Here is a 24013-nt window from a genome sequence, read left to right as displayed (position 1 = left end):
TCATGCAGCAAGCCATTGCCCGCCGCGTTGAGAGATTCGCTTTTGAAAGGAGGCCCCGTGAACGCCTTTGACCGCTACGCCCCGTTTATCCAAGACTTCATCTACTCCCACGATTGGGAGAGTCTCCGCTCCATTCAGGTTGCGGCGGCAGATGCCATCTTTAACACACAAGACAATGTGCTCCTGACGGCATCCACGGCTTCCGGCAAAACCGAGGCGGCCTTCTTTCCCATCCTGACCGAGTTTTGGGAGAGGCCGCCCGCGAGCGTGGGCGCCCTCTACATCGGCCCCCTCAAGGCGCTCATCAATGATCAGTTCGTCCGCCTTAACGACCTTTGCGAAGAGGCCGATATCCCTGTCTGGCACTGGCATGGCGATGTCTCGCAGTCGCACAAGGCTAAGCTCATCAAAAAGCCGAGCGGCATCTTGCAGATTACGCCCGAGTCACTCGAGGCGCTCCTGATCCATAAGCACATGGCGATCCCGCGCATGTTTTGCGACCTGCGCTATGTGGTCATCGACGAGGTCCACTCGCTCATGCGCGGCGACCGTGGCGGGCAGACGCTCTGCCTTATCGAGCGACTCTCGCGCATGGCCGGCGTGCAGCCTCGACGCATTGGCCTTTCGGCCACCATCGGCGACCCCGAGCGCACGGGCGCTTTTCTCTCACAGGGAACGGGACGTGACTGCGTTATCCCCCGTTTTGAGGAACCGCGCCGCGTGTGGCGCATCTCCATGGAGCACTTCTACAACTCGGGTCCCCAGGCACAGCAGCGGGGATTCGAGAGCATGGGTCCTCAAGAGGCCGAAGTGCTTGCCTCCGAGTGCATTGAGGCAGCGGCACCCACGGCGCTGCCGGCCGACACCCAAGGCGCGAGCCACAGCGGACAGCCCACACAGGAGGAGCGCCGTCAACGTCGCGAACGGGCACAGGGTAAGGCTAGCTCCGGGAACCGCTGCACTTCTTCGGCCCCCGAGGGCGAAGTCGACATCCCCCGGGCCGCCGAGCAAGCGCTCCTCAACCCCACCGACACCGCACCCGACAACGCCGATCCCGGCATGGGCTATATCTTCGAACACACCCGCGGGCGCAAGTGTCTGGTCTTTGCCAATTCGCGCGAGGAGGCAGAGGCCGTATGTTCCATTCTGCGCAGCTACTGCGAGAGCCGACACGAGCCTGACCGTTTCCTCATCCATCACGGCAATCTTTCGGCATCGTTGCGCGAGACGGCAGAAGAGCTCATGCGCGATGAGGAGCAGGCACAGACGACCGTCACCACCTCTACGCTTGAGCTTGGCATCGATATCGGCCGTCTGGAGCGTGCATTTCAGATCGATGCGCCATTTACCGTCAGTTCCTTTTTGCAGCGAATGGGCCGCACGGGACGCCGCGACCTTCCGCCCGAGATGTGGTTTGTCATGCGCGAGGAAGAGCCCGAGCCGCGTACGATGATGCCCGAAACCATTCCGTGGAAGCTCCTGCAGGGCATCGCACTCGTACAACTCTATCGCGAGGAAAAGTGGGTCGAGCCGCCCGAGCTCGATCGACTCCCCTACAGTCTGCTCTATCACCAGACTATGTCGACGCTTGCCAGCACCGGAGAGCTCACGCCGGCAGAACTTGCCCAGCGCGTGCTCACGCTCAGTTATTTCCACCGCGTCTCAGCCGATGACTATCGCGTGCTGCTGCGTCACCTCATTAAGATCGACCATATCCAGGTCACCGAGGGCGGCGGACTCATCGTGGGCCTCGCGGGCGAGCGCATCATCAACAATTTTAAGTTCTACGCCGTGTTCCAGGAAAACGAGGAGTTCACCGTCCGCAGCGAGTCGGCCGAGCTGGGCACGATCGTCAATCCCCCACCGCCCGGTGAACGCATCGCCATCGCCGGGCACTGCTGGATTGTCGAGGAAGTGGACTGGAAGCGCCATACCGTCTTTGCCACGCAGGTCAAGGGCCGTGTACCGGCTTACTTTGGCGACTGCCCCGGCGACATCAACACGCATGTACTCGAGCGCATGCGTAAAGCGCTCAACGAACATGCCGCGTATCCGTACCTTATGGGCAACGCGCGAGCCCGTCTGGCGCAGGCTCGCCATACGGCCGAGATTTCGGGTGCGGGCACTAGGCCACTCATTAATCTGGGCGGCGACACCTGGGTGCTCTTCCCCTGGCTGGGCAGCTATGCCTTTTTGGCGCTCGAGCGCATGCTCAAGATTAAATGTGCCGCGGAGCTGGGCCTTCGCGGACTCGACCCGTCGCGCCCGTACTTTATGCAGTTTAAGATGAAGGCCGACGAAGAGACGTTCTTTGAGGTACTCGCCGCCGAGGCCGAGAAGGACTTCGATCCCATCGAGCTCGTCTATCCCGGCGAGGTGCCTTACTTTGATCGTTACGATGAGTTCGTTCCCGAAGAGCTCGTGCGTAAGGGCTTTGCCGAAGGCGTACTCGACATAGATGGCATGAAGCAGCGTGTCCGCAGCTGGCGCGACCACGCCTAAAACGGGGCTGACTATATGAGCAGTCAATTTGGGACGGGGCTATTTTAGCTGCCCTTGCAGGTAAAGCGAAAGGTTTGGCCGATTAGTGGCAGGGATAGCTAAAATAGCCCCGTCCCAAATTGACTGCTCCCGATGTGGAGCGAGCCGGCATCCGAAAGCAGCTAAAAAGCCCCGTCCCAGAAAGACTGGTCGCAGAAAGACGCGCTAGTCGTGAAGGACGGCGCCGAGGAAGTCGGCGTCAAAGGGCACGGCTTCGGCAAAGGCATGGTTCCCGTCGCTGGCGATGAGCAGGTAGTTTTCCTCGCCGCCGAACTCTGTATCGCCACAGGGGACCACCCAGGCGTAGGCGAATATCTCGAGTGCCGTGGCAGCGCAGTCGCGCAGGAACGTTACATCGCTCCCCTCGTTTGCGCTCACGATATTGGCAACGTAGATACCCCCGGGGTTCAGGCTGCCCCGCACTAAACGCAACGCCTCAACCGTCGCCAGCTCGCGTACGGGCTCGGCACCGCCAAAGCAATCGCTCACGACCACGTCGTAGCGACGATGGCCCACACTCGTCACACCCAGATACGAGCGAGCCTCAGCGGTTATCACCCGCAGGCGATCGCCCGCCGCGCGCTCTAGCTCGTCTAGGTAGAACCAGCGGCGCGCCAGGCGCGTAATCTCTCCGTCATACTCGATAACGTCCATGCGCAGGCCCTCGTGCGACATCAACGCAAATTTGGGATAGGCAAACCCGCCGCCACCTAGCATAAGCATACGGCTGATACCGTGACCATAAACGTCACGCATCGCATCCTCGGCCTCAAACACGTCGTCAAACGCGCGATAATACGCAAAGACGGGCTCCGCCCAGCGCTCGCCGACGTAACTCGCGCTTTGGTAGACACCGCCTTGCACCAATACGCGGACTTCATCGCCGCCCTCATCGTGCACGCGTTTCACACGCGCCAATCCATTGCGGGTTCGCGCGACCTGCAGGCAGGCAGCGCGAACAGCGACGGCAGCCGCGCCCAGCGCCGCGGCTCCCAGAGCAACGCCGGCAACAACGCCGGCAGAAACACTCGGCTTGTTCATCTAGAGCTCCTTTTGCAGATAAAGGCCATGGTCATAAAATCCAAGATGGCGATAGTACTCGCGCGTGCCAATCGCGCTGATCACGTTGATGCGCGCATACCCCGCATCCCGGGCAATCTCGCACGCACGCTCTACGAGCAAACGCCCCAACCCGTGATGCTGCGCCGCCTGGCCCTGGTCGCCCACGCGCGCCGCCATGCCGTACACGTGCACCTCGCGAATCATCGCCTCGTCCGGCGTCGTCGGCAACTCGTCCGCATGCGCGGCAACAAACGAATGGTCGGGCAGCGACAGGCGCAAAAAGCCCGCAATCTTGCCCTGCGGCGTCACCCACTGCAAAAAGCGCTCGTGCGTCACCGGCGTCTCGTACGCTACATCCTCGTCAAGGGTCAGCTCATCCAAGTCGGCACCCGCCGTGCTGATCTCGCGATAGCGAATCTCACGCACCGTCGCACCGTCACCCCGAGCAGCCAGGCGGTTCTCGACGAGCTGACGCAGGTTGGGCTTCTTGTTGCCCACCATAATGTCGTCGGAGCTAAAATCGCGGATCATGCGGCTGATACGGCAGAACGGCGGCGTCACCACGATGTCATCGGCTAGCACGTCGAGCAGCTCCTCCTCGGTATAGGGGCGCCATTCGCCGCGCTCGTAGCAGCCCACCAGACGCGAACCCTCGATGAGCGCGCACGGGTAGACCTTGACCTCGTCGGGCATAAAGGCCCCCTCGGTCATAAAGCGCTCGTAGTCGCGCTTGTCCCCCTCGGGTGTGGCACCCAGCAAGTTGAGCATAAAATGCGCGTGGATCTTAAAGCCAAACAGGCGCGCAAGCGAAAACGCCCGCTCGATTTGCCCCACCGAAATGCGACGCTCGTTGATATCGAGCAGGTACTGGTCGAGGCTCTGGATGCCCATCTGGATCTTGGTGCAGCCCAGGCGGCGGATGAGCGTAAGCGCCTGCGGCGTTACGGCATCGGGGCGCGTCTCGATAACGAGTCCCACCACGCGATGCTTCGCCGTCTCGTTGATGCGCTGCTGACGCTCGAGCTCCTCCATCGTTGCCGTCTGCCACTCGGTGACCTCGCCCCACGGCGTACCGGGGCCGTACAAACGACGCACCGCACGGTTATAGCCGCCCACGGCAGCATCCACACGCTCCTGTTCGTCGGCAACGCCGGCAGCGAGCTCGGCCTCGTCTGTCGCAATGCCGGCAGCCCGATAGCGCTCGCGGCGCTCCGACACCACCGGCGGCAGCGCATCGGCGGGTGCATCGTCGAGCAGACGCCCCGCCTCAGCACGGCTGATGCCCGGACGCGCCAACATGGGGTTGGCCGCCACGCCGGCGACGGCATCGTCATTGAGCGCACGGAAGAGCTCCGACATAAACCATGTCTGATACCCTTGCGGATAGTCGCTCCAGGTGCCACCGAGCACAATGAGCTCAATCTTATCGGTCGCATGCCCCATCTGCGAAAGCGCGGTCAGACGAGCGCTCACCTGCAGATACGGATCGAAGCAATTTTGCTCCGCACGGGCGCACGCGGGCTCGGCATGCAAATAGCTTTTGGGCATACGCAGGTCGTTGGGGCAAAACAGGCAATCGCCCGAGCACGGCCACGGCTTGGTGATGACGGTAATGGTCGCTACGCCCGAAGCCGTGCGGCGCGGCTTCATGCGTAGCACCTGCAGCAGTTGACGTTCCAGATCGGAATCGACATTCCACGCAGCCCAACGAGCCGGATCCTCACGTTTAACCCGCTGGTAGAACGGCAGCAGACGGCGCTTGGCCAGATCGCGCTTGTCGGCACCCTCACGGCGCGCCTCGGCATGTATCAGTTTGACGAGCGCCTTGTCGTCTACGGCCTCGCCGCAACGCAGGGCCTCAAGTATGTTCAAGATAATCTGTTCCATGCCCCCATTGTAAAGGCAAAGGCGCCGGAGCCCGTCACGGCCCCGGCGCCTCCATCAAAGAGCGCGTCTAAGCATCTATGCTTGCGGACCAGCCCGCAGCCATCACTCCGGATCAAACGACATGTCACCCGAACCGACCTCAAAACGATACGTGGCAGACTTATCCCCGTTGTCGAATTCAAGATTCAAAATGGTCTCGCCGTCGTAGCCAAGCGGAAGGAAATCGCTCTCGAAGTCGCCGCTGCCCAAGGTGACGCTCGCCTTAAAGCCCGTCGAGTTCGGAACCGTCATCTCCACATCGCCAGAGCCCACACTCACGTCCATCGACTTCGCGGGGGCCTGGTAAAGCTCGAACGTCGCATCGCCCGAACCGACCTCAGCGCTGAGCGCATCGGTCACGCTGCCCGAAAACTCTACATCTCCCGCACCCAGGAAAAGGTCGAAACCATCACAGATGACACCGGCAATCTGCAGATCACCCGAGCCCACGTGCGCGTTGACTCCCTTCAGATGTTCGGCAACACGGCGTGGCAGCTCAACCGTAACTGAGCGATCGATTGCCTTACCGTCATCACTTCCAAACTGGGAAACCTTGAGCGTCGAGTCCTCGACGGATGCGATGTTTTGCGTCGCGGCCTTGGAGGCATCCATACCCTCGGCAACGCGCCCCCGCTCTATAACGCGAGCCTTGTTGCCATCAACAACCTTGACGTCCACCGAAGCCGCATTGATATCGAAATCGAGGTAGCGGAACTCATCGGCATCAAAAGTCGCACTCGAAAGTTGCTGAGGCAGAGCGGAATAGTTACCGCTATTCAAGGAATCGTCCTCGTCAAACATATCGTCAAAATCAGACAAATGGCCAGATAGAATACCGGTCGTACGCACCATATCGGAATGAGCCAATAGCCGCGAAACGCCAAACACAAGCCCGATAATCAGTACAAACGCTCCGATGCCAACGCCCAAGCGTACCTTGGATTCATGCGAAAGCTTCATCATTCATCACCCTCTTTGGCAATCGGCTCAGCGGTGGTCGCGGTAGCCACGTCAGTATCAACCGCAGCGGAAACATTCTGAGCCCTAGCTGTCACCGGTGCCGGACCAACCTGAATATCCCCGCGTGCCCAATCGCCATCGAGCGCACGCGCCACCCAGTGATAGATAGGGATCGTAAAGAAGATGAGCGCAGCAAAGGGGCCGGCACCAAACGGGAACATCAGCAAAAAGAACAGCAGCCAGCACACGGCCCAATACGGGAACGACTGGAACGGGCCCTTCACCGGAGTCGAGCCAACTGCGCCGCCACTCGTCGCCTGCGCCGTAGCGGCATTGGCGGCCTGCGCACTCCAGCTTGCCGCTTGCGCCGCCTTAGCCGCAGCATCACTCGCCTGTGTTGCCGCCTCGGTGGCACGTGCCGCCGCCTCATGGGTGCGGGCGCGCTCCGCGGCCTCGGCCTCGCGCTGACGGGCGCGGTCCTCGTTCTCAAACTCGATATCGTCCTCGATCTCGTCGCTCGGATTGAGGAGCTCGTCCAGGCTCACGCCATAGAGTTTGGCGAGCGAGATCAGGTTCTCGGTATCGGGCGAGCTCTCCGCGCGCTCCCATTTACTGACCGCTTGGCGCGACAGTCCCAGCTTTCGTGCCAGCCCTTCTTGACTAAAGCCTTTGCTGCGGCGAAGGTCGGCGAGCCGCTGCGCAGTTTCTACATTCATGGTTCCTCCTATGTGATGCCAGCCGTGCCGCCGGACCGTTTATGTTCTTAAGGCGCCTTGCACAGTTAAAAATCTATCCGCCACCGCCAAAAGCATGCCACCTATTCTAGTGAGATTTTTGACAACCGGCGGTTGCGGGTGCATATGAGCTGCGGAAATGTGTCCAAACAAAGCAATGACACGTAGCTTGGTTGTCCCCGTTGCGGCGTTAACGGTAGTATGGTCGTACTGTTAATTCCGCACCGCCAACGGAGGGAGTTCCGCGCCGTGAACCGCGATTTCGCCTCATCGCTCATCCAGCTCAACAACACGTTCTATCGCGAGCACTCCGCCTCCTTTTCCGATACGCGTCAGGCCCCGTGGCCCGGCTGGGTGCGCACCATGGATATCGCGCTCGGGCAGCTCGACGTCGCCACAATCGAGCATCCCGTCCGCGTCTTCGATCTCGCCTGCGGCAATATGCGATTCGAGAACTTTGCCGCCGGCGGCGCACTTGCCGCCAAGGGCGTCGACGGCGCAAACTCCTCGGCAGACGCCAGCTGCCCGTTTGAGTTCTATGGCGTCGACTCGTGCCAAGACCTGGCTATCGATGCGCACGGTCACGCCCTGCGCATTCCCAACCTGCACTTCCAGGAACTCGACGTGCTCGATGCCCTCATGAAGCTCAACCCCGCCGAGGCGCCCGACGCGCTTTTCGACGCCCCGCTCGCCGACATCTCGGTCTGTTTTGGCTTTATGCACCACGTGCCGTCGTGCGAGTACCGCGTACGCGTGCTCGACGCCCTGGTGCGGCAGACGCGCCCGGGCGGCATCATCGCCATTAGCTTTTGGGAGTTTATGAACGACGAGCGCATGGCGCGCAAGGCCGTTCGCGCCGAGGCCCGCGCCGAGCTCACCCCGCCGTTTGAGGGTTACGATTCAGCGCAGTTTGAAGCCGGCGACCACCTCATTGGCTGGCAAAACGACCGCCACGCCTACCGCTATTGCCATCACTTTGACGATCAGCAGATCACCGACCTGGTGCGCGGCGTTCGCACGTTCTACAAGAGCGGCGAGGTCCCCGTACGCGAGCTTGAGCGCTTCCATGCCGACGGTCGCAGTGGCGAGCTCAACCGCTACGTGATTCTCAAGCGCCTGTAGGCACCGACGAGCCGCCGACGAGCCGCACCGCATCTTTCGGGCAAGCTATGCCTACCCTTTTTTCAACCCATTGACGGAACGCGCAGCTATGCGTTCCATACTTATGACCAAGGAGCCTCATGGGAGCCGTCCACGTTCGCACGCCTAAGAACTTTGTGCTCGAAGAGCGCCTGGAGCGCTACGCCGATGCGATTGAGACGAACCCTGAAATCTATGCCGGAGATTGGCGCGAGGCCTGTGCGCCCGCAGGCAGCAAGTCTTTCGAACACCTTCACCTGGATCTTGGCTGCGGCAAGGGATCGTACCTTGTAGAGCGCGCGGCCCACGAGCCAAACACGCTCTTTATCGGCATGGACCAGGAGCCCATCTGCATCGCCTATGCCGCACAGAAAATCTGCGAGCAGGAACTGGCCAACGCACTCGTCCTGCCCCGAGGCGCCGCATCGTTGCCGCAGCTGTTTGCCACAGGCGAGCTCGATGCCATCACCGTCAACTTTCCCACGCCGCAGCCTAAGGCTAAGTACGCCAAAAAACGACTCGTCCATGTCGACCATCTGATGCTCTACCGCCCGCTTTTTTCAGCCGGCGCCACCGTCACGCTGCGCACCGACAGCAAGCCATTGCGCGACTACGCCCTGGGGCAGTTTGCCGCGGCCGGCTACGACACACTATGGGTAAGTGACGACGTTCGCCGCGACCATCCCGAGCATCCCGAGACCGAATACGAGCGCCGCACGCGCGAGATGGGTGCCGCCGTCTATGGCATTTGCGCCACTCCCGACGCGCTGCCCAGCAATGAACAGCTCACGGCGGGCCGCGCGCAGGAGCAAAGCCTTGCGTGCTACCTGCCCGACAATCTCGATGAGCTCACCTACGTGCCCCTCGGCATGGAAGAGGCCGTCGAGAACTTTAAAAACCGCGCCCGCAAGGGCAAGAAGCGCTTACCGCAGGAGTCCCAGGGGCCTCTGATGGTCGCGGCTGCGGCAAACAAGCGCAAATAGGCGCCAGCAAACGACCCTCAAATCTAAGTGAGTAGACTTTTTTGCAATAGCCAAGCACAACCCGCATAACCAATACTAAAACCGCAGGTAGAGCCTTTGCGCAAAAGCCATGTGCTCGCGATATTGCAAAAAGTCTACTCACTTAGCTGGCAACTGCACCAAACAGCTGGGCAGAACGCCCATTTCCTGCATTTTCTTGCCTGCGAACGCATCGATGCGACGCTACGCCATAATAGTTGGCGGACAATCGCGAGAGAAAGCAAACACATGGCACAGACCACGACAGATACCGCCGCCAGCACCGTCTCCGGTGCCGGCGCCGCCAGCTCGTTCTCGGGCGGCACGGGAACCGAAGCCGAGTTTGGCTCGCTCGGCGCGCTCTCTCCCACCTGGTGGGAGCCCGAGGACGGCAGCGAGCCCGAACCATGGCTCACGCCCGATCAGGCCTTCGAACGCTTCTTTGAATGGACGAGCGACCGTGGCATTGAGCTGTGGGATCACCAAGAAGAGGCCCTCATGGACCTGGCCGCCGGCGATCACGTCATTTTAGGCACACCGACCGGATCGGGTAAATCGCTCGTCGCACTGGGCATGCTCTTTATGGGCATGGCTCAGGGCAAGCGCTGCTATTACACGGCCCCCATCAAAGCCCTGGTCAGCGAAAAGTTCTTCGACCTGGTACAGGTACTCGGCCGCGATAACGTCGGCATGATCACCGGCGATACGCATATCAATACCAAGGCGCCCGTCATCTGCTGCACGGCCGAAATCCTTGCCAACGATGCGCTGCGCGAGGGCGAGGGCGCCGACGTGGGCTGCGTGGCCATGGACGAGTTCCACTACTTTGCCGACCCCGACCGCGGCTGGGCCTGGCAGGTACCGCTGCTCACCCTGCCCCACACGCAGTTTATGCTCATGAGCGCCACGCTCGGCGATGTCACCGCCATCGCCGCCTCGCTCGAGGAGCACACCGGCGCTGCTTGCGACTTGGTTGTCGATGCCCCGCGTCCTGTTCCGCTGAGCTACGACTATGTGACGACCTCCCTCGAGGGCACGGTCGAGCTCGCGATGCGCCGCGGCGAGGCCCCGCTCTATATCGTGCACTTTAGCCAGGATGCCGCCCTTGCGACGGCACAGTCGCTCGCCAATTTTGGCATCGCCAGCAAGGAGCAGCGCGAGGCCATCAAAGAAGCGGCAAAGGGAACGAGCTTCTCCACGGCCTTTGGCAAGATTCTCAAGCGCCTGCTTGGATGCGGCGTCGGCGTGCACCATGCTGGCATGTTGCCGCGCTATCGCCTGCTGGTCGAGCGCTTGGCGCAGCAGGGCCTGCTGCCCGTCATCTGCGGTACCGACACGCTCGGCGTCGGCATCAACGTGCCCATCCACACCGTGGTGCTCACCGCGCTCACCAAGTTCGATGGTTACAAGATGCGTCGTCTGCGCGCCCGAGAGTTCCATCAAATTGCCGGTCGCGCCGGTCGCTCGGGCTTCGATACCGAGGGCATGGTAATCGCCGAGGCACCTGAGCACGAGATCGAGAATGCCAAGCTTATGGCCAAGGCGGGCGACGACCCCAAAAAACTCCGTAAGATTAAAAAGAAAAAGGCCCCCGAGGGCTTTGTCTCATGGAACAAGCAAACTTTTGAGCGCCTGATCGAGACGCAACCCGAAACACTCAAGCCACGCCTGCGCATCACGCACTCTATGGTGATTAGTGTGGTCGAGCAGGGCGGCAATGCCCGAGCCCGCGTACACGACCTCATCGAGACAAGCCTGCAGACCCCCGAAGAAAAGGCCAAGCTCGAGGTTCGCGCCGACGAGATCTTCGCCACGCTCATCGACTCCGGCGTCGTCGTGCGCACCGAGGTGCCGCCCGCACCCGACGCTCCGGCTGACGCCGCGCCGGACATCGACTACGCGCTGACGGTCGACCTGCCCGAGGACTTTGCGCTCGACCAGCCGCTCTCGCCGTTTTTGCTTGCCGCGCTGGAGCTGCTCGACCCCGAAAGTGAGACCTATACCATGGACCTCATCTCGATGGTCGAGGCCACGCTCGAGGACCCCAAGCAGGTATTGCGTGCACAGGAGCGCGCCGCACGCGATCGCGCTATGGCCGAGATGAAGGCCGACGGCATCGAGTATGAGGAACGCTTGGAGCGCATTCAAGACGTCACGTACGAAAAGCCGCTCGAGGATTTGCTCGACGCCGCTTTTGACAAGTACTGCCAGGAAGTGCCCTGGGCAAACGACTACCAGCTCTCTCCCAAGAGTGTCCTGCGCGATATGCTGGAAAGCGCGAGCGATTTTAAGGGCTACATTCAAAAGCTCGGCATCGCCCGCTCCGAGGGCATTTTGCTTCGCTACCTGGCAGAGGCCTACCGTTCGCTCGACCGCACCGTACCCATCGAGAAGCGCGACGAGCGCCTGTGCGACATTATCTCGTGGCTGGGCTTTGTGGTGCGCTCGGTGGACTCGAGCCTGGTGGACGAGTGGGAGAACGCCGGCAACCCGGCAGCCCTCGATGCCGTGCCGCCACAGGGCATCGACGAGGTCGTGGCGGACCGCCGCGGCTGCACGCTGCTGGTGCGCAATGCGCTCTTCCGCCGCGTGACCCTTGCCGCCCGTGAGCACGTTCGCGACCTGGGCGAGCTCGACAACGACTGGGGCATGAGCGAGATCCGCTGGCAAAAGGCCCTCGATGCCTACCATGAGCAGCACGAGGAAATCCTCACCGACGGAGATGCCCGCAGCGCCGCGATGTTTTCCATCGATGAGTCCGACGAGAAGACCGCGCACGTATGGCACGTGCACCAGATCTTTGCCGACGAGGACGGCGACCACGACTTTGGCATCATGGGCGATGTCGATCTGGACGCCACGCAAGACGGCGGTGAAGTCATCTTCAAAAACTACCGCGTCGGCTTTATCGAAGACCTGCTCGAGGGCTAGTCCTCATGCAAAGCGCGGTGACCGGCTCGCCTACACGAAAACAAATAGCGCCGGGGGGGATATCAACGTGCCCCCGGCGCAAAACATGACAAAATAAACTTGTGGACTTTTATCACATGCGGCCGCAGTAGGCATCGCGGGCGATGTTGACCAAGTCCTGCTTGGATACGGCACGTGGGTTGGACGGCGTACAGCGGTCGTGCTGGGCTGCCTCGGCGATGCCGGAGAGCTCGGTCTCGAACACCGCCGACTCAAACTGCGGAAGGTCGGACAGGGCATTCTCGACACCCAGGCACTCGCGTAGCTCAAGCACGCGGGCAAGAAGCTCGTCGGCATCGGCCATACCCAAATCGTGAGCCAGACGGTCATATGGCTCGCGATACTTGGACTCGCTCATATGGAAACGCATCACATAGGGCAGCAAGATGGCATTCAAACGGCCGTGGGCCACATGGAAGCGCCCGCCCAGGGCATGTGCCAGCGAGTGATTGATACCCAGACCGGCGTTGGTGAAAGCGATGCCCGCGGAGCACGACGCCTCGATCATTCGCGTGCGGCTGCGCATGGCAAGGCCGTCGCGATAGACTATCGGCAAGTCCTCAAACACGATGGAAGCAGCCTTCACGGCAAGTGCGTCGGCAAACGGCGTGGCAGCGTTCGAGACATATGCCTCGATAGCGTGCGTCAACACGTCAAGGCCGGTATCTGCCGTAATCTTTGCCGGCACGGTCTTGGTAAAGTCGGCCTCGAGCAGAGCGCCGTCGGGAGCCAGAAAGTCGTCGATCAGTACAACCTTGTTCTCACCGCGCGTGATGACGGCAAAGTTGGTAACCTCCGAGCCCGTGCCCGCCGTGGTGGGGATGGCCAAGAAATACGGCTTGGCCATACCGTGCTCATGGGCAAAATACAAAATCGCCTTCGTCGCGTCGATGCACGAGCCGCCACCAAACGCGATAACCATATCCGGCCGCACGCGCTCCACCACGGTCACGCCCGCATCGACAAGCTCCTGGCTCGGGTCGGGCTTAACGTCGGAATACGTCTGATAGCGCGCACCCGCGGGCAAGTGCTGAGCCATCTTGGCGACCATGCCCGACGACTCCAAAAAGCCATCGGTGACGATCAGCACGTTGCGATAGGTCAGGCCCTCAAGATGATTGATGGCCTGCGGCCCAAAAAACAATTCGGTCATGATCTTAAAGCCCTGCATGAGAGCCCCTTTCGAAATTTACGTGTGAGTCGTCGCGTCACTACCGCTCAATAGGTAAAAGGACTTCGGCGACGAAAAGATCTTGGTTGTAGGTGGTCCAGTAGTCGGTCACAAAGCGTTCGAACACGCCATCGGCCGGTTTGAAGCCGTTTTCGCGCGCGTAATCGCGCACACGGCGATGCGCCTCGCCGATATTCTCGAACGGACCCGTATGATACGTGGAAAGGTACATGCCGCTCTCCACCCTCATGCGATTCTCCTCGGCGATGGGACGCAGCGCATGCTGCACGACCGTAACCTCGGAATGCTCTTGAGCATGCTCGGGTTCACAACACGCATCGAAGTTGCTGTGGTGCAAGATCACCGGACCGGTAATCACGTTGTCGTGCTCCTCGACAAACGAGGCGAAATCGAGGTTGATAATAGCGTCGGCGTAGTTTCCCCAAAAGTGATAGGGCATGGCCAAAAACTCCTGGGCAGAGAAGTACTTAAGGCTCACGTCCTTGGGCTTGACCGAAAGGACAAAATTAGCCTCGTCGATAAGTCCCATCCAATCCTGAATGGTGTGACGGCACTCCTCGAGGCGCGTCATTTCGCGCGTGCAGGCGTCGGCATGGGCGCCGAACATCTCCTTGATCTTGTCGAAACTCTTGGTCTCGAACAGCTCAGAGACCTCATCGAGTGAAAAGCCCATCATCTTGAGATAGTTGATGATGGGGATGCGTAAAATCGTCTCGAGCGAGTAATAGCGGTATTTATTATCCCCTATGCAATCGGGTTGGAGAAGATTGAGCTTGTCGTAATGACGCAGCGCACGAGGCGTGATGCCGCACAGCCGGCTTGCCTCGCCAATACCCAAAAGCTGACCGCTGTGCAGCTCGTCATCGCTCACGCGAGTCATCTTTACGCCTCCAGAACACGTTGAATGAGTACGGCATTCACATAGGTATCCAAAACGGGATTCACGTGGTCGCTCAGTTGGCGCCGCAACCCGTCACGCAAACACCTGAGTGTAGACAGTGAATAGCTTTGAATCTCACAGACATAATAACCAATCGAAGAGATGAGCTTTGGCTGCGTTATCGATCCCCTCACATGCTGCGCCGTCGCGGGAAGTTCGCTCTGTGCGATATCGAGCATTCTTCGCAGCGTACCCTCGATCTCGTCGAGTACACAGCGTTTAACCGGTGAAGGAGCCTCCAGACGCCCCGACCAATCGCGCGCAAACGCCACGGGATCGGTCGCCTCCATCATGCGTGCGTACTTCTCGCGAATCACGTTGCGGCCCGCCGCATCGGCAGCCACCACGTCATCGCGCACAGCCATGATGGACTCACGAGGAAAACTCAGGTACTGGGCAACGCGATGAACAAAGAACCCAACCGCGTCGTCTTGGCAGGCGGCGCGTCCGCTCATACCCTGAACGGTGTCGAAATGTATCCATTCAAGCTGCACGAGCTCCTGCAGTGCAGAGATTTCCGCATGAGCAAGGCCCTTGTCTTCGAGCAACTTCTCGACCGCCGGCATATTGAAAAACGCCGACATACCTTGTCGAAGTGCGGAGCATGACGTCCTGCAATCTCCCAATGCCAACCCCCTATCGGTATCCGCCGGCCGCAAGCGGACAGGCAGCAAGATACGGATCGCTCAACGAGCCCTGGATGTCCAAGGCGACATCGAGCAAAAAGTCACTGCCGCACGACGTCCAGCCGACCAAGTGAGCAGATGCACCAACCGTCTGGCAAAGCGCTTCGACATCATCTTGGTCCACCTGCTCCACCGGCGCCGCGGCGATAGAGCGCACGGCATCGAGCACCGGCGCGCACGCGCACGCACGCTCGGCAAGCGAGCGATACGCCCACTTGTAGTACGGCATGTACGTATGCGCAAGAAGATGAAACGCCGCCATGACGCTTGTCAAAAACTCACTGCGCGCCGCCTGGGCAGCGACGGCGTCTTTGCGCTTAAGGCAGCGCGGAAGGTTGTACTGGCCCGCTTGAGCCATGGAGGCGCAGTGGGCAGCAAACTTCTTACGCATGACCTCGTCTGGATAAAATCCCTGGTACACCGCACGCAAAATGGAGAACTCGCCACTCGGATCAGCAAAAACCTCGCCGGCGGTAACCTGAGCGAGGAGCTGCTCGGGAATGGCGAGCCACTCCTTTGCACACTGCGGCGCACGAGAAAGACCGGTGTAGAGACGGTAGAACGCCTGCGTCTCAAAGACCCCCACGCGCCTGCCCGCCACCTGCGTCTGCTGGCGCGTAAAACCTTTAAAACTTACAGGCAAAAGGTCGTAGCGGCGCTGAAGCTCCGACCCCCACTCCTCATACACATCGGTAGAAAGCCACACGCAGAAGCCGGGACCAAAGTCGTGGTCGTGCGAAATCTCGTCGTCAAAGCCCAGACATTCCGATCCCTCTCCAACGAGACCCAGCGCGGCGCGGTAACGAACGTCGCTCGGTAGCCCTTCGAATAGGGTTGGAGCGTAAAGCTCGTAATATGAACGAGAAAGCTCAAGACCTGTCACAACTTCACCCCGCTTCCGCGCGTTTGGCTACAAGAGAAACTAGATGCCCTTGAAGGCATTCGTGAGCTCATGAATCATCTTCTGGAGCTCGTCGGCGTCGATAACGTCGTTGGGTTTGGCACCAGCAAGGGCGTCGGGAGACACGTCGGTGCAGTTGCAACCCACCGAGTAGCTGATACCCGAGACCGGATGGGGCTTCGAGTCGCCGCAGCCCGTGCCGGACGCGGCATCACAGCAACCGGCACTGGAAGCTGCAGCCTCGGTATGATGTGCTGCCAGGTCGGGATGCCACTTGGCAAACAGCTCGTCGTGAGCCACAACCTCGTCAGGCTCGACCAGGCCATTGACCACGCGCTTCACGTTGATGAGATGCTGCGGGCCCACGTTCTCGGAAACGGAGCTGCCGCCCCAGGTGCCACAGCCCAGTGTGAGCGCGACGTCAAGACCGGTGATGACACCCGTACCGCCCTGGGATCCACCGGTGTTCACCAGAATGCGGGAAGCCGGCTTGACGGAGAACTTGCGTACCATGTCCTTATCGGTGGTGTGGATGCTCATGGTGTGACCGATGCCATTTTGCAGCAGCTCGATGGCGAGCTCGCAGGCCTCTTCCCAGTTGGAGACGGTATAGAAGCCCAAAACAGTGGTGAGCTTCTCGTAGGACAGCGGCCAGGCATCGCCCACGCCGTGCTGCTCGCCAATAAGCACACGAGTGCCCTCGGGGATCGTGATACCAGCCGCCTGCGCGATCGACTGCGGGCTGTGGCCCACGAACTTGGGGCTCATGGAGTGACCGTTGCGGAAAAGCAGAGCGCAAACCTTCTTGCACTCCTCCTCGCTCATGAAGTAGCCGCCCTGAGCACGGAACTCGGCCATCACGGTATCGCGGTTGCAGGTCTCGCAGATGATGCTCTGCTCGGAAGCGCAGATCGTGCCGTAGTCAAACGTCTTGGAAGCAAGGATGCGACGGACAGCATCGTGCACGTTGGCGCTGCGCTCGATATAGGCAGGCGAGTTGCCAGCACCCACGCCCAGCGCGGGCTTGCCGGAGCTGTAGGCAGCCTTGACCATGCCGGGGCCGCCGGTAGCGATGATCATGGCAACTTCGGGAGCATGCATGAGCTCGTTGGTGGCAGCCATGGAAGAAAGCGTGATGCCCTGAATCACGTTCTCGGGGGCACCCGCCTCGACAGCTGCCTGGTTCATGAGCTGGATGGCCATGCCCGTGCACTTGGCGGCAGCGGGATGTGGCGAAAAGACGATAGCGTTACGCGCCTTGAGGGCGATCATCGCCTTGTAGATGACCGTAGAGGTGGGGTTGGTGGAGGGAACGATGCCCATCAGCAGACCAACCGGCTCGGCGATGGAGATGACCTGGTTCTTCTCGTCGGCGTCGATAACGCCGATGGTCTTCTTGTCGCGGATCTCCTCATAGAGCAAGGCGCTGGCGATATGGTTCTTGTACACCTTGTCGCAAACCTTGCCAAAGCCCGTCTCCTCGACAGCCATGCTGGCGAGCACCTGGGCGTTTTCCTCGGCAACCTTCACCATGTTACGGAGGATGCGGTCGATCTGTTCCTCGTCGTAATGAGCAAGCTGGTTCGCAGCGATCTTACCCTTGCGGGCGAGGTCGCGAACCGCCTGGATACTCTGAAGATCGAAATCGTAGTCCTGCATGAGACTCCTTTCGAATCAATCGGATAAAACAGCTCGTGCGGACGCGCGATTACGCGGCGCCGCCGGGCAGGATGGACTCGACGGAGCCGTCGGGGCGCGGGATGACGTGCACGGAGATGAGCTCGCCCACGCGCTGGGCGGCGGCTGCGCCCGCGTCGGTTGCCGCCTTGACGGCGCCCACGTCGCCGCGGACGAAGACGGTCACGAGGCCGCCGCCGACGCGCTCCTTGCCGACGAGGGTGACGTTTGCGGCCTTGACCATGGCGTCGGCGGCCTCGACGGAGCCGATCAGTCCACGGGTCTCGATCATTCCGAGGGCCTGGGTAGCGTTAGACATGGTTCCTCCTTAAAGGTGCAGGCGTGTGCCCGCATGTAGTGGTGCAAAAGCCGTAAATGGCCGGCGTGCCCGCCCAGACGCTAATGGCGGCAGGCGCGCAGGCATTCGCAGCGAGGGGACGTGACAACAGGCGGCACAAAGAGTGCCAGGCATCCCGATTGGGGCCGCGGACACGCATGGGCGGCCCCAATCGAATGGGTTAGCCTTTTGCGGGCGCGCGATTACGCGGCGCCGCCGGGCAGGATGGACTCGACGGAGCCGTCGGGGCGCGGGATGACGTGCACGGAGATGAGCTCGCCCACGCGCTGGGCGGCGGCTGCGCCCGCGTCGGTTGCCGCCTTGACGGCGCCCACGTCGCCGCGGACGAAGACGGTCACGAGGCCGCCGCCGACGCGCTCCTTGCCGACGAGGGTGACGTTTGCGGCCTTGACCATGGCGTCGGCGGCCTCGACGGAGCCGATCAGTCCACGGGTCTCGATCATTCCGAGGGCCTGGGTAGCGTTAGACATTCTTGTTACCTCCTGAGTAGTTTCTTTGGGTGCAGGCGCGCCTGCAGGTTTGGTAGCGGGTGCTTCCTTTGCGGAAAGCCCGACCTTGAGCGGTGCGGGATGCCCTTCGACCTCGCGCTGCGCCTTGGTCTCGTTCTCGTTGAGTACAGGTGTCGCAGGTTCCGATTTGGGCTTTGCGGCCGTTTTCTTTGCGGCAGACATCTTTGCCGCCGCGGGCTTTGCCACGGTCTCCTTCTGAGCAGCCGCCGGCGCCGCCATGGGCTCCTTCTTTGCGGCGGGAGCCTTTGCGGGAGCTTCGGTCACCTCGGAAACTGCCTTCTTGACGTTCTCCTGAAGCTTCTTGCTCCCGCCGGTACCGGATCCACGCGTTGCCATGGCTTACTTAGGCCTTGGCACCGGGCAGGATGGACTCGACGGAGCCGTCGGGGCGCGGGATGACGTGCACGGAGATGAGCTCGCCCACGCGCTGGGCGGCGGCTGCGCCCGCGTCGGTTGCCGCCTTGACGGCGCCCACGTCGCCGCGGACGAAGACGGTCACGAGGCCGCCGCCGATCTCCTCTTTACCCACGAGGGTGACGTTTGCGGCCTTGACCATGGCGTCGGCGGCCTCGACGGAGCCGATCAGTCCACGGGTCTCGATCATGCCGAGGGCCTGGGTAGTGTTTGCCATTTTTGTTACCTCCTATTTCGTAGAGATCTACTTGATGATCTCTACAACAGAACCGTTTTTAATACCGAAGGCATTTGCCTCTTCGGTGTCGATATGACAATCAAGGGCACTCGTGTTGTTGGCACGCACGACCACGTTGTCAAGACGTCCGCCGCGCTCGCCGCCAAAGGCGATCGACACGACCTGGCCGTCGTGAAGCCCACGCTGAGCTGCTTCGTCGCACGTCATATGGATGTGACGCGCAGCGACGATGGTGCCCTGGGATAGGGCAACGGTGCCGTGAGGGCCGGCGAGCGTGACGCCCGGCGTGCGCTCGAGCTTACCGCTCATGCGCACGCAAGCAGGAACGCCCAGCTTGAACGTATCGCCGCGCAGCACCTCAACCTGAGTGGACGGGCGTACGGGACCAAGCACGCGCACTCGCTCGATAACGCCCTTGGGACCCACAAGCGTCACCGTCTCCTTGGCGGCAAACTGCCCGGGCTGGGAGAGCTCCTTGATGGGAGTGAGCTCGTAGCCGGCTCCAAACAGAGCCTCCAGGTCCTCCTGGGATAGATGGACATGACGACCGGACACGCCAACGCTCACGGTCAGCGGGACGGCATGCCCAAGAAGATCCTCGACCTGTTGTTCGCTCCAAATGCCGGAATCAAGGGCACCGCGAATAAGGCGCTCGATCTCCTCGGCACTCATAGCCGCCTCGTACTCCTCATGGTGCTCGGGCGCGGGCGCTGCGGGGGCCTCATGGTGCTCGGGCGCGGGCGCGCAGGCCTTGTGCTGTGCCACTACGGGCGCAGCGGCAAAGACCAGCTCGACGCCCCGCTCGGCAGCCTCGTCTTTGGCTTGCGGAGTCACGATGGTGTTGTCATCGATCGCCAGCACGCCACCGTTCTTGGCCGCCGCCTTCACGTCTGCTGCACTGATCAGTCGTTTCATCTCTTCCTCCTTTCCTACAGACTCACGTCTTCGTCGATAATTCCTACGATGGCCGCATCTACAGGCGCGTTCTTACCAAAGGTCTCGCGCATGAAGTGGTAGGCGGCCGAACCCGTTGCCACAAGCACGCGGTCGCCGGTGCCTGCGCCGATGGTATCGACGCACACCAGGCGACGCCCGGATTCCGGACCGTCGATGACCTCGACGCGCATCAACTTCATACCGTCGAGCTCCTCGTACTTACGGGTCGCCCAGATGGAATCGATGAGCTTACAGATGAGCATTGGCGCCGTTCCCTCCTTCCTTGATGCGTTCCAAGCACTCCATGACCTCCGCCGTGTCTCCGGCAATGGCCAGAAGAATCATGTTTTGTGGGCAACTCCCACGGATATCCGTGACCTCGACGCCCGCCGTCTTCTCGGCAATATCGCTCGCAACCACCATGTCGATGAGCTTTCCCTGCACGAGGCCCACGGCCGCCGGCAGGTACTCCTCGCTCCAACGACGGCCCGAGCGCTGGCGCAAGATCGCCATCGTGCCGGGTGCTGGCGCCTTGATGACCTTGATATCAAGCATCGAGGTCACCCTCGGCAGTGGCCTGGCAGCCCAAAGCGATGCCCAAGGGCGTTACGAACATGGGGTGGTTGGGCTTGTGCACCGGAATGCCCAGCGCCTTCTCAACCGGAGCCTCGATGCCCGAAAGCTCGGCCGTGCCACCCACCAAAACGATCTCCGACACGTCATAGCCATCGATGGCGCGTGCGATGATGCTCGCCACCTTATCGATCGTGGGCTTGACGACAGGGAAGATCTCACGATGATGGGCAGGGTTACGCTTGTAGCGCTCGGCCTCGTCAAAGCTCATGCCGCGGGCGCCGGCCAGCACGAGTGAAAAGTGCGTACCGCCCGTGGACTCGTCAACGCACTCCACCACGCGGCCGTTCTGGATGACGGAGATGCCGGTGGTGCCACCGCCGATATCCACCACGGCGCCATCGCGCGCACCGATGAGCAGATTTGCGGCCGTGGGCTCGTCAAAGACGGCAACCACGTCGAGGCCCGCTCCCTCGGCGACGTTTTTGACAACGCCGCCGTCGAGGCCCTCGGTTCCCGGAGGAAGGGCGACGGCGCAGGGTTCAAGCTCGCGCCCGAGCCGCTGTTCGAGCTCCTCTTTGAGCTCGCGCGCGATATCGACCGCGCCCATGTAGTCGACGACCATGCCGTCCTTGACCACACTGGCAAAGCGATACGCGCAGGCCACGGCCTCGCCCGCGGCATCGACCACGGCGAGCACGATGAATGCGGTGCCCACGTCGAGTCCGCAGTACAGGGGCTCGTCGGCGCTCACCAGCCGGGGGTTGCCCACGCGGTCGAGCAGATCTTGCAGACGAGTGTTGGCGGCGTCGAAATCAACCATGGCGCACCTCCCTTGCAACCTTTTCCAAACACGTAGCCAGGCACGCGCGGCAGCGAACGACGCTTTGCGCCCACGCATCCACGCTGTCGTGGCCCTCGGCCGTCATCTCGCTCGCGGCCTGCACCCAAAAGCGCTGCGTGCGAGCAAGCTCGGCATCGAGCAGCGCCATCTCGTAGTAGAGCGGGTGCACTGCCGCGGAAAGCGGCGGGAGCACGGGTGCCGACGGCACCTCGCCTGCGGTCTCGCATTCGGAAAGGAGACCGCCCAGGTCAGTGTGGTTTTGCCACAGGGTTCCCAGCGCATCGCACACGTGGGCGATATCGTTTTCGATTCCCAGGGCGTTGCGGCCCAGCATGCGCAGGCGAGCGCCCAGGACGACGATGTCGTCATAAAACGAAGCCAAGGCGTTCTCGGCACGCGCCGCCGCAAGAGCCGGGTCGGCCACAGCGGTGCCCGCAGTGCCGGAAGCAGCTCCGTAGCCCTCATTGAAATCGATATGGAAGTCGATGAGGAACTGACGGGCGCTCGGGGTGAGCTTGGCATCCTCGGGCAGCGTATAGCTGGAAAAGTGTTCCCGGTTGTACGCGCCGCGCAGCTCGTTTTCGGTTACATAGAACATAGGTGTCTCCTCCTTTCTGGTTATCGGTCACTCGTTGGGTGCGAGGTTTCGCACCCAGTCCAATAATTCGTTCACGCCCTCGCCGGTTGTTGTCGAAAGGCAAAGTGCCATATCGACGCCAGCATCCACGAGCCTGGCCAACCCTTGCTCGCGTTCCTCTTCGCTCAGCAGGTCGCACTTGGTAAGCACGCCCAAGCAGGGCTCGTTGAACGCACGGGCAAAACCGCTCGAGTAGAGCGTCTCGCCGCTCGCCCCGTCGATCAAAAGGAGCACCCCAGAAGCCTGGTTTTGCGACAACATGATCACGATGCTGTGCATCCAGTGGTTCTCGATATAGCTCCCCGGAACCTCGAAGCTGCGCGAACGATACAAGCAATCTTCCCGATGCTGGTGGTCGGAGGGCTCCCCCTCCACCAGATCGGAGATCGTCGACTTACCCGATCCGGGCAAGCCGATGATCATAAGGCGATCTCCCATCACGACCTCGTGACCTCATGGGCACGAAATCCCAGGCCGTCATGAAGAACGCGAACGACCTCCTGCATCGACGTCTCGACGCTTTGCACGTCGCCCAAGACCACCACAGCACCGGTAAAGCGATCGAGAAACCCGATGCTCACCGGAGCCGCCTTCGCGGCGATATCGGCCGCGATAATGGAGGTCTCCTCCGGCGACAGCGTGAGGATGCCGATGGATTGGCCATGCGGCACGCCGATGCGGTCGTAGATATCCGGCGCGGGAGACGCGATGACGTGCGCCAACACGACTTCCTTACCGTCGACCGACTCTTGGATGATGCGCTGAAGATGTTCCATGCCCCACCCCTAGTGCAGAACGAGGCTGACCTTGAAGTCCGCCTCGGAGACCCAGCCCTCGATGCGGTTGAGGTCGTCCTCGGAAAGCGACGGGTCGCCTTCGATCTCGTAGTCGCGACCAAGCTGCGCGTACTTGCCCACGCCCAGCTTGTGGTACGGGAGCAGGTCCACGCCGTCGAAGTTCTTCTGGTAGCGATACGGAGTGAAGAACTCGATCATGGCGTCTATCTCGGCCTTGTCGTCGTTCACCCCGTGAAGCAGCGGCATGCGCACGCGCACGTTAAAGCCGTTTTCCAGCAGGGCGCGGATGTTGGCGAGAATCTGCTCGTTGTTCACGCCGGTCCACTGCTTGTGCTTGACCGGGTCCATCTGTTTGATGTCGAACAAGAACAGGTCAACGTAGCGCGCGATATCAAGAATCGTCTCGGTCTTGGTGTAGCCGCATGTCTCGATCGCCGTGTGGTAGCCGCGGTCCTTGCAGGCCGCAAGCAGGGCGCGGGCGGCCTCGGGCTGTGCCAAGACCTCACCGCCGCCCAGGGTCACGCCGCCGCCGGACATACGGTAGAAGTCCGCATCCTGGTCCATGAACGAAACTAGGTCGCAGATCTTGCGGTCCTCGCCCATGATGGAAAGCGCCTTTTGCAGGCAGGCCTTCTCGCAGGCGCCGCAGCCCAGGCACTGCTTGGTGCGGTCCACCACATGCTCGCCATTGACGAGCCGGTGAACCCCTGCGGGGCACGCCTCGACGCACGCCCCGCAGTTCACGCAAGCAGTCTGCTTGAACATGGCCTCAAAACCACGATGCTGACTCTCGGGATTGGAGCACCACTTGCAGCGCAGAGGGCATCCCTTGAAGAACGCGATGGAGCGAATGCCCGGGCCGTCGTACATGTTGTACTTCTGCGTATTGAAGATGCGCGCGCGGCGCTCGAGGCTCTCTTCCAGCTGCTCGCTCATGTGCGTCCTCCTTTCCGTTGGGGTTGCGCCCATTTGGGCTT

At 61.3% G+C, this 24013-nt stretch carries 24 protein-coding genes; 4 read left to right on the top strand and 20 right to left on the bottom strand.

Translation table 11 applies throughout. The annotated features are described in order from the left end of the window. Positions 1-57 precede the first annotated feature (57 nt). Positions 58-2502, top strand: a complete 2445-nt coding sequence (locus ACTNB2_RS06000) for a DEAD/DEAH box helicase (protein ID WP_441042133.1) — start codon at positions 58-60, stop codon at positions 2500-2502. A gap of 204 nt (positions 2503-2706) precedes the next feature. Here ACTNB2_RS06000 and ACTNB2_RS05995 read toward each other — a convergent pair whose 3' ends face one another. From ACTNB2_RS05995 to ACTNB2_RS05980, 4 genes are all read right to left on the bottom strand, one after another. Then, positions 2707-3582: a spermidine synthase gene (locus tag ACTNB2_RS05995; RefSeq protein WP_441042135.1), complete on the bottom strand. Its 876-nt coding sequence runs from the start codon at positions 3580-3582 to the stop codon at positions 2707-2709. Continuing rightward, positions 3583-5490, bottom strand: a complete 1908-nt coding sequence (locus tag ACTNB2_RS05990) for an elongator complex protein 3 (protein WP_441044867.1) — start codon at positions 5488-5490, stop codon at positions 3583-3585. A gap of 102 nt (positions 5491-5592) precedes the next feature. Further along, the gene (locus ACTNB2_RS05985; RefSeq protein ID WP_441044868.1) at positions 5593-6489 is read right to left on the bottom strand and encodes a DUF4097 family beta strand repeat-containing protein; all 897 of its coding nucleotides are present in this window, start codon (positions 6487-6489) and stop codon (positions 5593-5595) included. Further along, complete coding sequence (locus tag ACTNB2_RS05980; protein WP_441044869.1) at positions 6489-7205, bottom strand: helix-turn-helix domain-containing protein; 717 nt, start codon at positions 7203-7205, stop codon at positions 6489-6491. Before ACTNB2_RS05980 ends, ACTNB2_RS05985 begins: the two co-directional genes overlap by 1 nt. Before the next feature lie 267 nt (positions 7206-7472). Between ACTNB2_RS05980 and ACTNB2_RS05975 the strand changes: the two genes are divergently transcribed. The 3 genes from ACTNB2_RS05975 (at position 7473) to ACTNB2_RS05965 (ending at position 12295) form a co-directional block, all read left to right on the top strand. Further along, a complete protein-coding gene (locus ACTNB2_RS05975; RefSeq protein ID WP_441044870.1) occupies positions 7473-8345 on the top strand; it encodes a class I SAM-dependent methyltransferase in 873 nt (290 codons plus the stop codon). A gap of 119 nt (positions 8346-8464) precedes the next feature. After that, positions 8465-9346: a tRNA (guanine(46)-N(7))-methyltransferase TrmB gene (gene trmB / locus ACTNB2_RS05970; RefSeq protein ID WP_441044871.1), complete on the top strand. Its 882-nt coding sequence runs from the start codon at positions 8465-8467 to the stop codon at positions 9344-9346. Positions 9347-9613: 267 nt separating this feature from the next. Beyond that, complete coding sequence (locus ACTNB2_RS05965; RefSeq protein ID WP_441044872.1) at positions 9614-12295, top strand: DEAD/DEAH box helicase; 2682 nt, start codon at positions 9614-9616, stop codon at positions 12293-12295. A gap of 112 nt (positions 12296-12407) precedes the next feature. On the opposite strand, the gene ACTNB2_RS05960 is transcribed toward ACTNB2_RS05965, so the two are convergent. The 16 genes from ACTNB2_RS05960 to cutD all read right to left on the bottom strand — a co-directional run bounded on the left by ACTNB2_RS05960 (position 12408) and on the right by cutD (position 23972). Further along, the gene (locus ACTNB2_RS05960; protein WP_441042148.1) at positions 12408-13505 is read right to left on the bottom strand and encodes a 1-propanol dehydrogenase PduQ; all 1098 of its coding nucleotides are present in this window, start codon (positions 13503-13505) and stop codon (positions 12408-12410) included. A gap of 40 nt (positions 13506-13545) precedes the next feature. After that, complete coding sequence (locus ACTNB2_RS05955) at positions 13546-14406, bottom strand: MerR family transcriptional regulator (RefSeq protein WP_441042150.1); 861 nt, start codon at positions 14404-14406, stop codon at positions 13546-13548. A gap of 2 nt (positions 14407-14408) precedes the next feature. Continuing rightward, the gene (locus tag ACTNB2_RS05950) at positions 14409-15050 is read right to left on the bottom strand and encodes a DUF4125 family protein (protein ID WP_441042152.1); all 642 of its coding nucleotides are present in this window, start codon (positions 15048-15050) and stop codon (positions 14409-14411) included. 52 nt (positions 15051-15102) lie between these two features. After that, the gene (locus ACTNB2_RS05945; RefSeq protein WP_441042154.1) at positions 15103-16035 is read right to left on the bottom strand and encodes a DUF4037 domain-containing protein; all 933 of its coding nucleotides are present in this window, start codon (positions 16033-16035) and stop codon (positions 15103-15105) included. Positions 16036-16074: 39 nt separating this feature from the next. Next, positions 16075-17712 (bottom strand): acetaldehyde dehydrogenase (acetylating), encoded by a 1638-nt coding sequence (locus ACTNB2_RS05940; protein WP_441042156.1) that lies wholly within the window; start codon positions 17710-17712, stop codon positions 16075-16077. Between the two features lie 49 nt (positions 17713-17761). Beyond that, positions 17762-18049 carry a BMC domain-containing protein gene (locus ACTNB2_RS05935; RefSeq protein ID WP_075844702.1) on the bottom strand — a complete coding sequence of 96 codons (288 nt, stop codon included), beginning with the start codon at positions 18047-18049 and terminating at the stop codon, positions 17762-17764. Between the two features lie 221 nt (positions 18050-18270). Then, positions 18271-18558 (bottom strand): BMC domain-containing protein, encoded by a 288-nt coding sequence (locus tag ACTNB2_RS05930; protein WP_075844702.1) that lies wholly within the window; start codon positions 18556-18558, stop codon positions 18271-18273. Between the two features lie 382 nt (positions 18559-18940). Continuing rightward, positions 18941-19228, bottom strand: coding sequence for a BMC domain-containing protein (locus ACTNB2_RS05925; protein WP_075844449.1), 288 nt, complete (start codon positions 19226-19228; stop codon positions 18941-18943). Positions 19229-19255: 27 nt separating this feature from the next. Then, a complete protein-coding gene (gene pduL / locus ACTNB2_RS05920; protein WP_441042159.1) occupies positions 19256-20164 on the bottom strand; it encodes a phosphate propanoyltransferase in 909 nt (302 codons plus the stop codon). Positions 20165-20178: 14 nt separating this feature from the next. Then, the gene (locus ACTNB2_RS05915; RefSeq protein ID WP_441042161.1) at positions 20179-20448 is read right to left on the bottom strand and encodes a EutN/CcmL family microcompartment protein; all 270 of its coding nucleotides are present in this window, start codon (positions 20446-20448) and stop codon (positions 20179-20181) included. Continuing rightward, positions 20435-20740: a BMC domain-containing protein gene (locus ACTNB2_RS05910; RefSeq protein WP_441042163.1), complete on the bottom strand. Its 306-nt coding sequence runs from the start codon at positions 20738-20740 to the stop codon at positions 20435-20437. The genes ACTNB2_RS05915 and ACTNB2_RS05910 overlap by 14 nt, the downstream gene beginning before the upstream one ends. Further along, positions 20733-21581 (bottom strand): ethanolamine utilization protein EutJ, encoded by an 849-nt coding sequence (gene eutJ / locus ACTNB2_RS05905; RefSeq protein ID WP_441042165.1) that lies wholly within the window; start codon positions 21579-21581, stop codon positions 20733-20735. Before eutJ ends, ACTNB2_RS05910 begins: the two co-directional genes overlap by 8 nt. Further along, a complete protein-coding gene (locus tag ACTNB2_RS05900) occupies positions 21574-22200 on the bottom strand; it encodes a hypothetical protein (RefSeq protein WP_441042167.1) in 627 nt (208 codons plus the stop codon). The genes eutJ and ACTNB2_RS05900 overlap by 8 nt, the downstream gene beginning before the upstream one ends. A gap of 27 nt (positions 22201-22227) precedes the next feature. Next, positions 22228-22662 (bottom strand): EutP/PduV family microcompartment system protein, encoded by a 435-nt coding sequence (locus ACTNB2_RS05895; protein ID WP_441044874.1) that lies wholly within the window; start codon positions 22660-22662, stop codon positions 22228-22230. 14 nt (positions 22663-22676) lie between these two features. Next, the gene (locus ACTNB2_RS05890; protein ID WP_022387084.1) at positions 22677-23015 is read right to left on the bottom strand and encodes a BMC domain-containing protein; all 339 of its coding nucleotides are present in this window, start codon (positions 23013-23015) and stop codon (positions 22677-22679) included. A gap of 9 nt (positions 23016-23024) precedes the next feature. Beyond that, positions 23025-23972 carry a choline TMA-lyase-activating enzyme gene (gene cutD, locus ACTNB2_RS05885; protein WP_441042170.1) on the bottom strand — a complete coding sequence of 316 codons (948 nt, stop codon included), beginning with the start codon at positions 23970-23972 and terminating at the stop codon, positions 23025-23027. Between the last annotated feature and the right edge of the window lie 41 nt (positions 23973-24013).

The organism is Collinsella sp. HCP28S3_G2, assembly GCF_052065125.1.
In the GTDB taxonomy this organism is placed as follows: Bacteria; Actinomycetota; Coriobacteriia; order Coriobacteriales; family Coriobacteriaceae; genus Collinsella.
Note: the sequence above shows the minus strand (reverse complement) of the source record. Positions and strands in the feature narration are given on the sequence as shown.

Coding starts and splice junctions, on each gene's coding strand:
- ACTNB2_RS05995 (WP_441042135.1), bottom strand. CDS start 3,582: ATGAACAAGCCGAGTGTTTCTGCCGGCGTTGTTGCCGGCGTTGCTCTG.
- ACTNB2_RS05965 (WP_441044872.1), top strand. CDS start 9,614: ATGGCACAGACCACGACAGATACCGCCGCCAGCACCGTCTCCGGTGCC.
- ACTNB2_RS05895 (WP_441044874.1), bottom strand. CDS start 22,662: ATGATCATCGGCTTGCCCGGATCGGGTAAGTCGACGATCTCCGATCTG.
- ACTNB2_RS05985 (WP_441044868.1), bottom strand. CDS start 6,489: ATGAAGCTTTCGCATGAATCCAAGGTACGCTTGGGCGTTGGCATCGGA.
- ACTNB2_RS05900 (WP_441042167.1), bottom strand. CDS start 22,200: ATGTTCTATGTAACCGAAAACGAGCTGCGCGGCGCGTACAACCGGGAA.
- ACTNB2_RS05915 (WP_441042161.1), bottom strand. CDS start 20,448: ATGCTCATCTGTAAGCTCATCGATTCCATCTGGGCGACCCGTAAGTAC.
- cutD (WP_441042170.1), bottom strand. CDS start 23,972: ATGAGCGAGCAGCTGGAAGAGAGCCTCGAGCGCCGCGCGCGCATCTTC.
- ACTNB2_RS05925 (WP_075844449.1), bottom strand. CDS start 19,228: ATGGCAAACACTACCCAGGCCCTCGGCATGATCGAGACCCGTGGACTG.
- ACTNB2_RS05910 (WP_441042163.1), bottom strand. CDS start 20,740: ATGCTTGATATCAAGGTCATCAAGGCGCCAGCACCCGGCACGATGGCG.
- ACTNB2_RS05980 (WP_441044869.1), bottom strand. CDS start 7,205: ATGAATGTAGAAACTGCGCAGCGGCTCGCCGACCTTCGCCGCAGCAAA.
- ACTNB2_RS05940 (WP_441042156.1), bottom strand. CDS start 17,712: ATGCAGGACTACGATTTCGATCTTCAGAGTATCCAGGCGGTTCGCGAC.
- ACTNB2_RS05955 (WP_441042150.1), bottom strand. CDS start 14,406: ATGACTCGCGTGAGCGATGACGAGCTGCACAGCGGTCAGCTTTTGGGT.
- pduL (WP_441042159.1), bottom strand. CDS start 20,164: ATGAAACGACTGATCAGTGCAGCAGACGTGAAGGCGGCGGCCAAGAAC.
- eutJ (WP_441042165.1), bottom strand. CDS start 21,581: ATGGTTGATTTCGACGCCGCCAACACTCGTCTGCAAGATCTGCTCGAC.
- ACTNB2_RS05935 (WP_075844702.1), bottom strand. CDS start 18,049: ATGTCTAACGCTACCCAGGCCCTCGGAATGATCGAGACCCGTGGACTG.
- ACTNB2_RS05930 (WP_075844702.1), bottom strand. CDS start 18,558: ATGTCTAACGCTACCCAGGCCCTCGGAATGATCGAGACCCGTGGACTG.
- ACTNB2_RS05890 (WP_022387084.1), bottom strand. CDS start 23,015: ATGGAACATCTTCAGCGCATCATCCAAGAGTCGGTCGACGGTAAGGAA.
- ACTNB2_RS05990 (WP_441044867.1), bottom strand. CDS start 5,490: ATGGAACAGATTATCTTGAACATACTTGAGGCCCTGCGTTGCGGCGAG.
- ACTNB2_RS05950 (WP_441042152.1), bottom strand. CDS start 15,050: ATGTCGGCGTTTTTCAATATGCCGGCGGTCGAGAAGTTGCTCGAAGAC.
- ACTNB2_RS05960 (WP_441042148.1), bottom strand. CDS start 13,505: ATGCAGGGCTTTAAGATCATGACCGAATTGTTTTTTGGGCCGCAGGCC.
- trmB (WP_441044871.1), top strand. CDS start 8,465: ATGGGAGCCGTCCACGTTCGCACGCCTAAGAACTTTGTGCTCGAAGAG.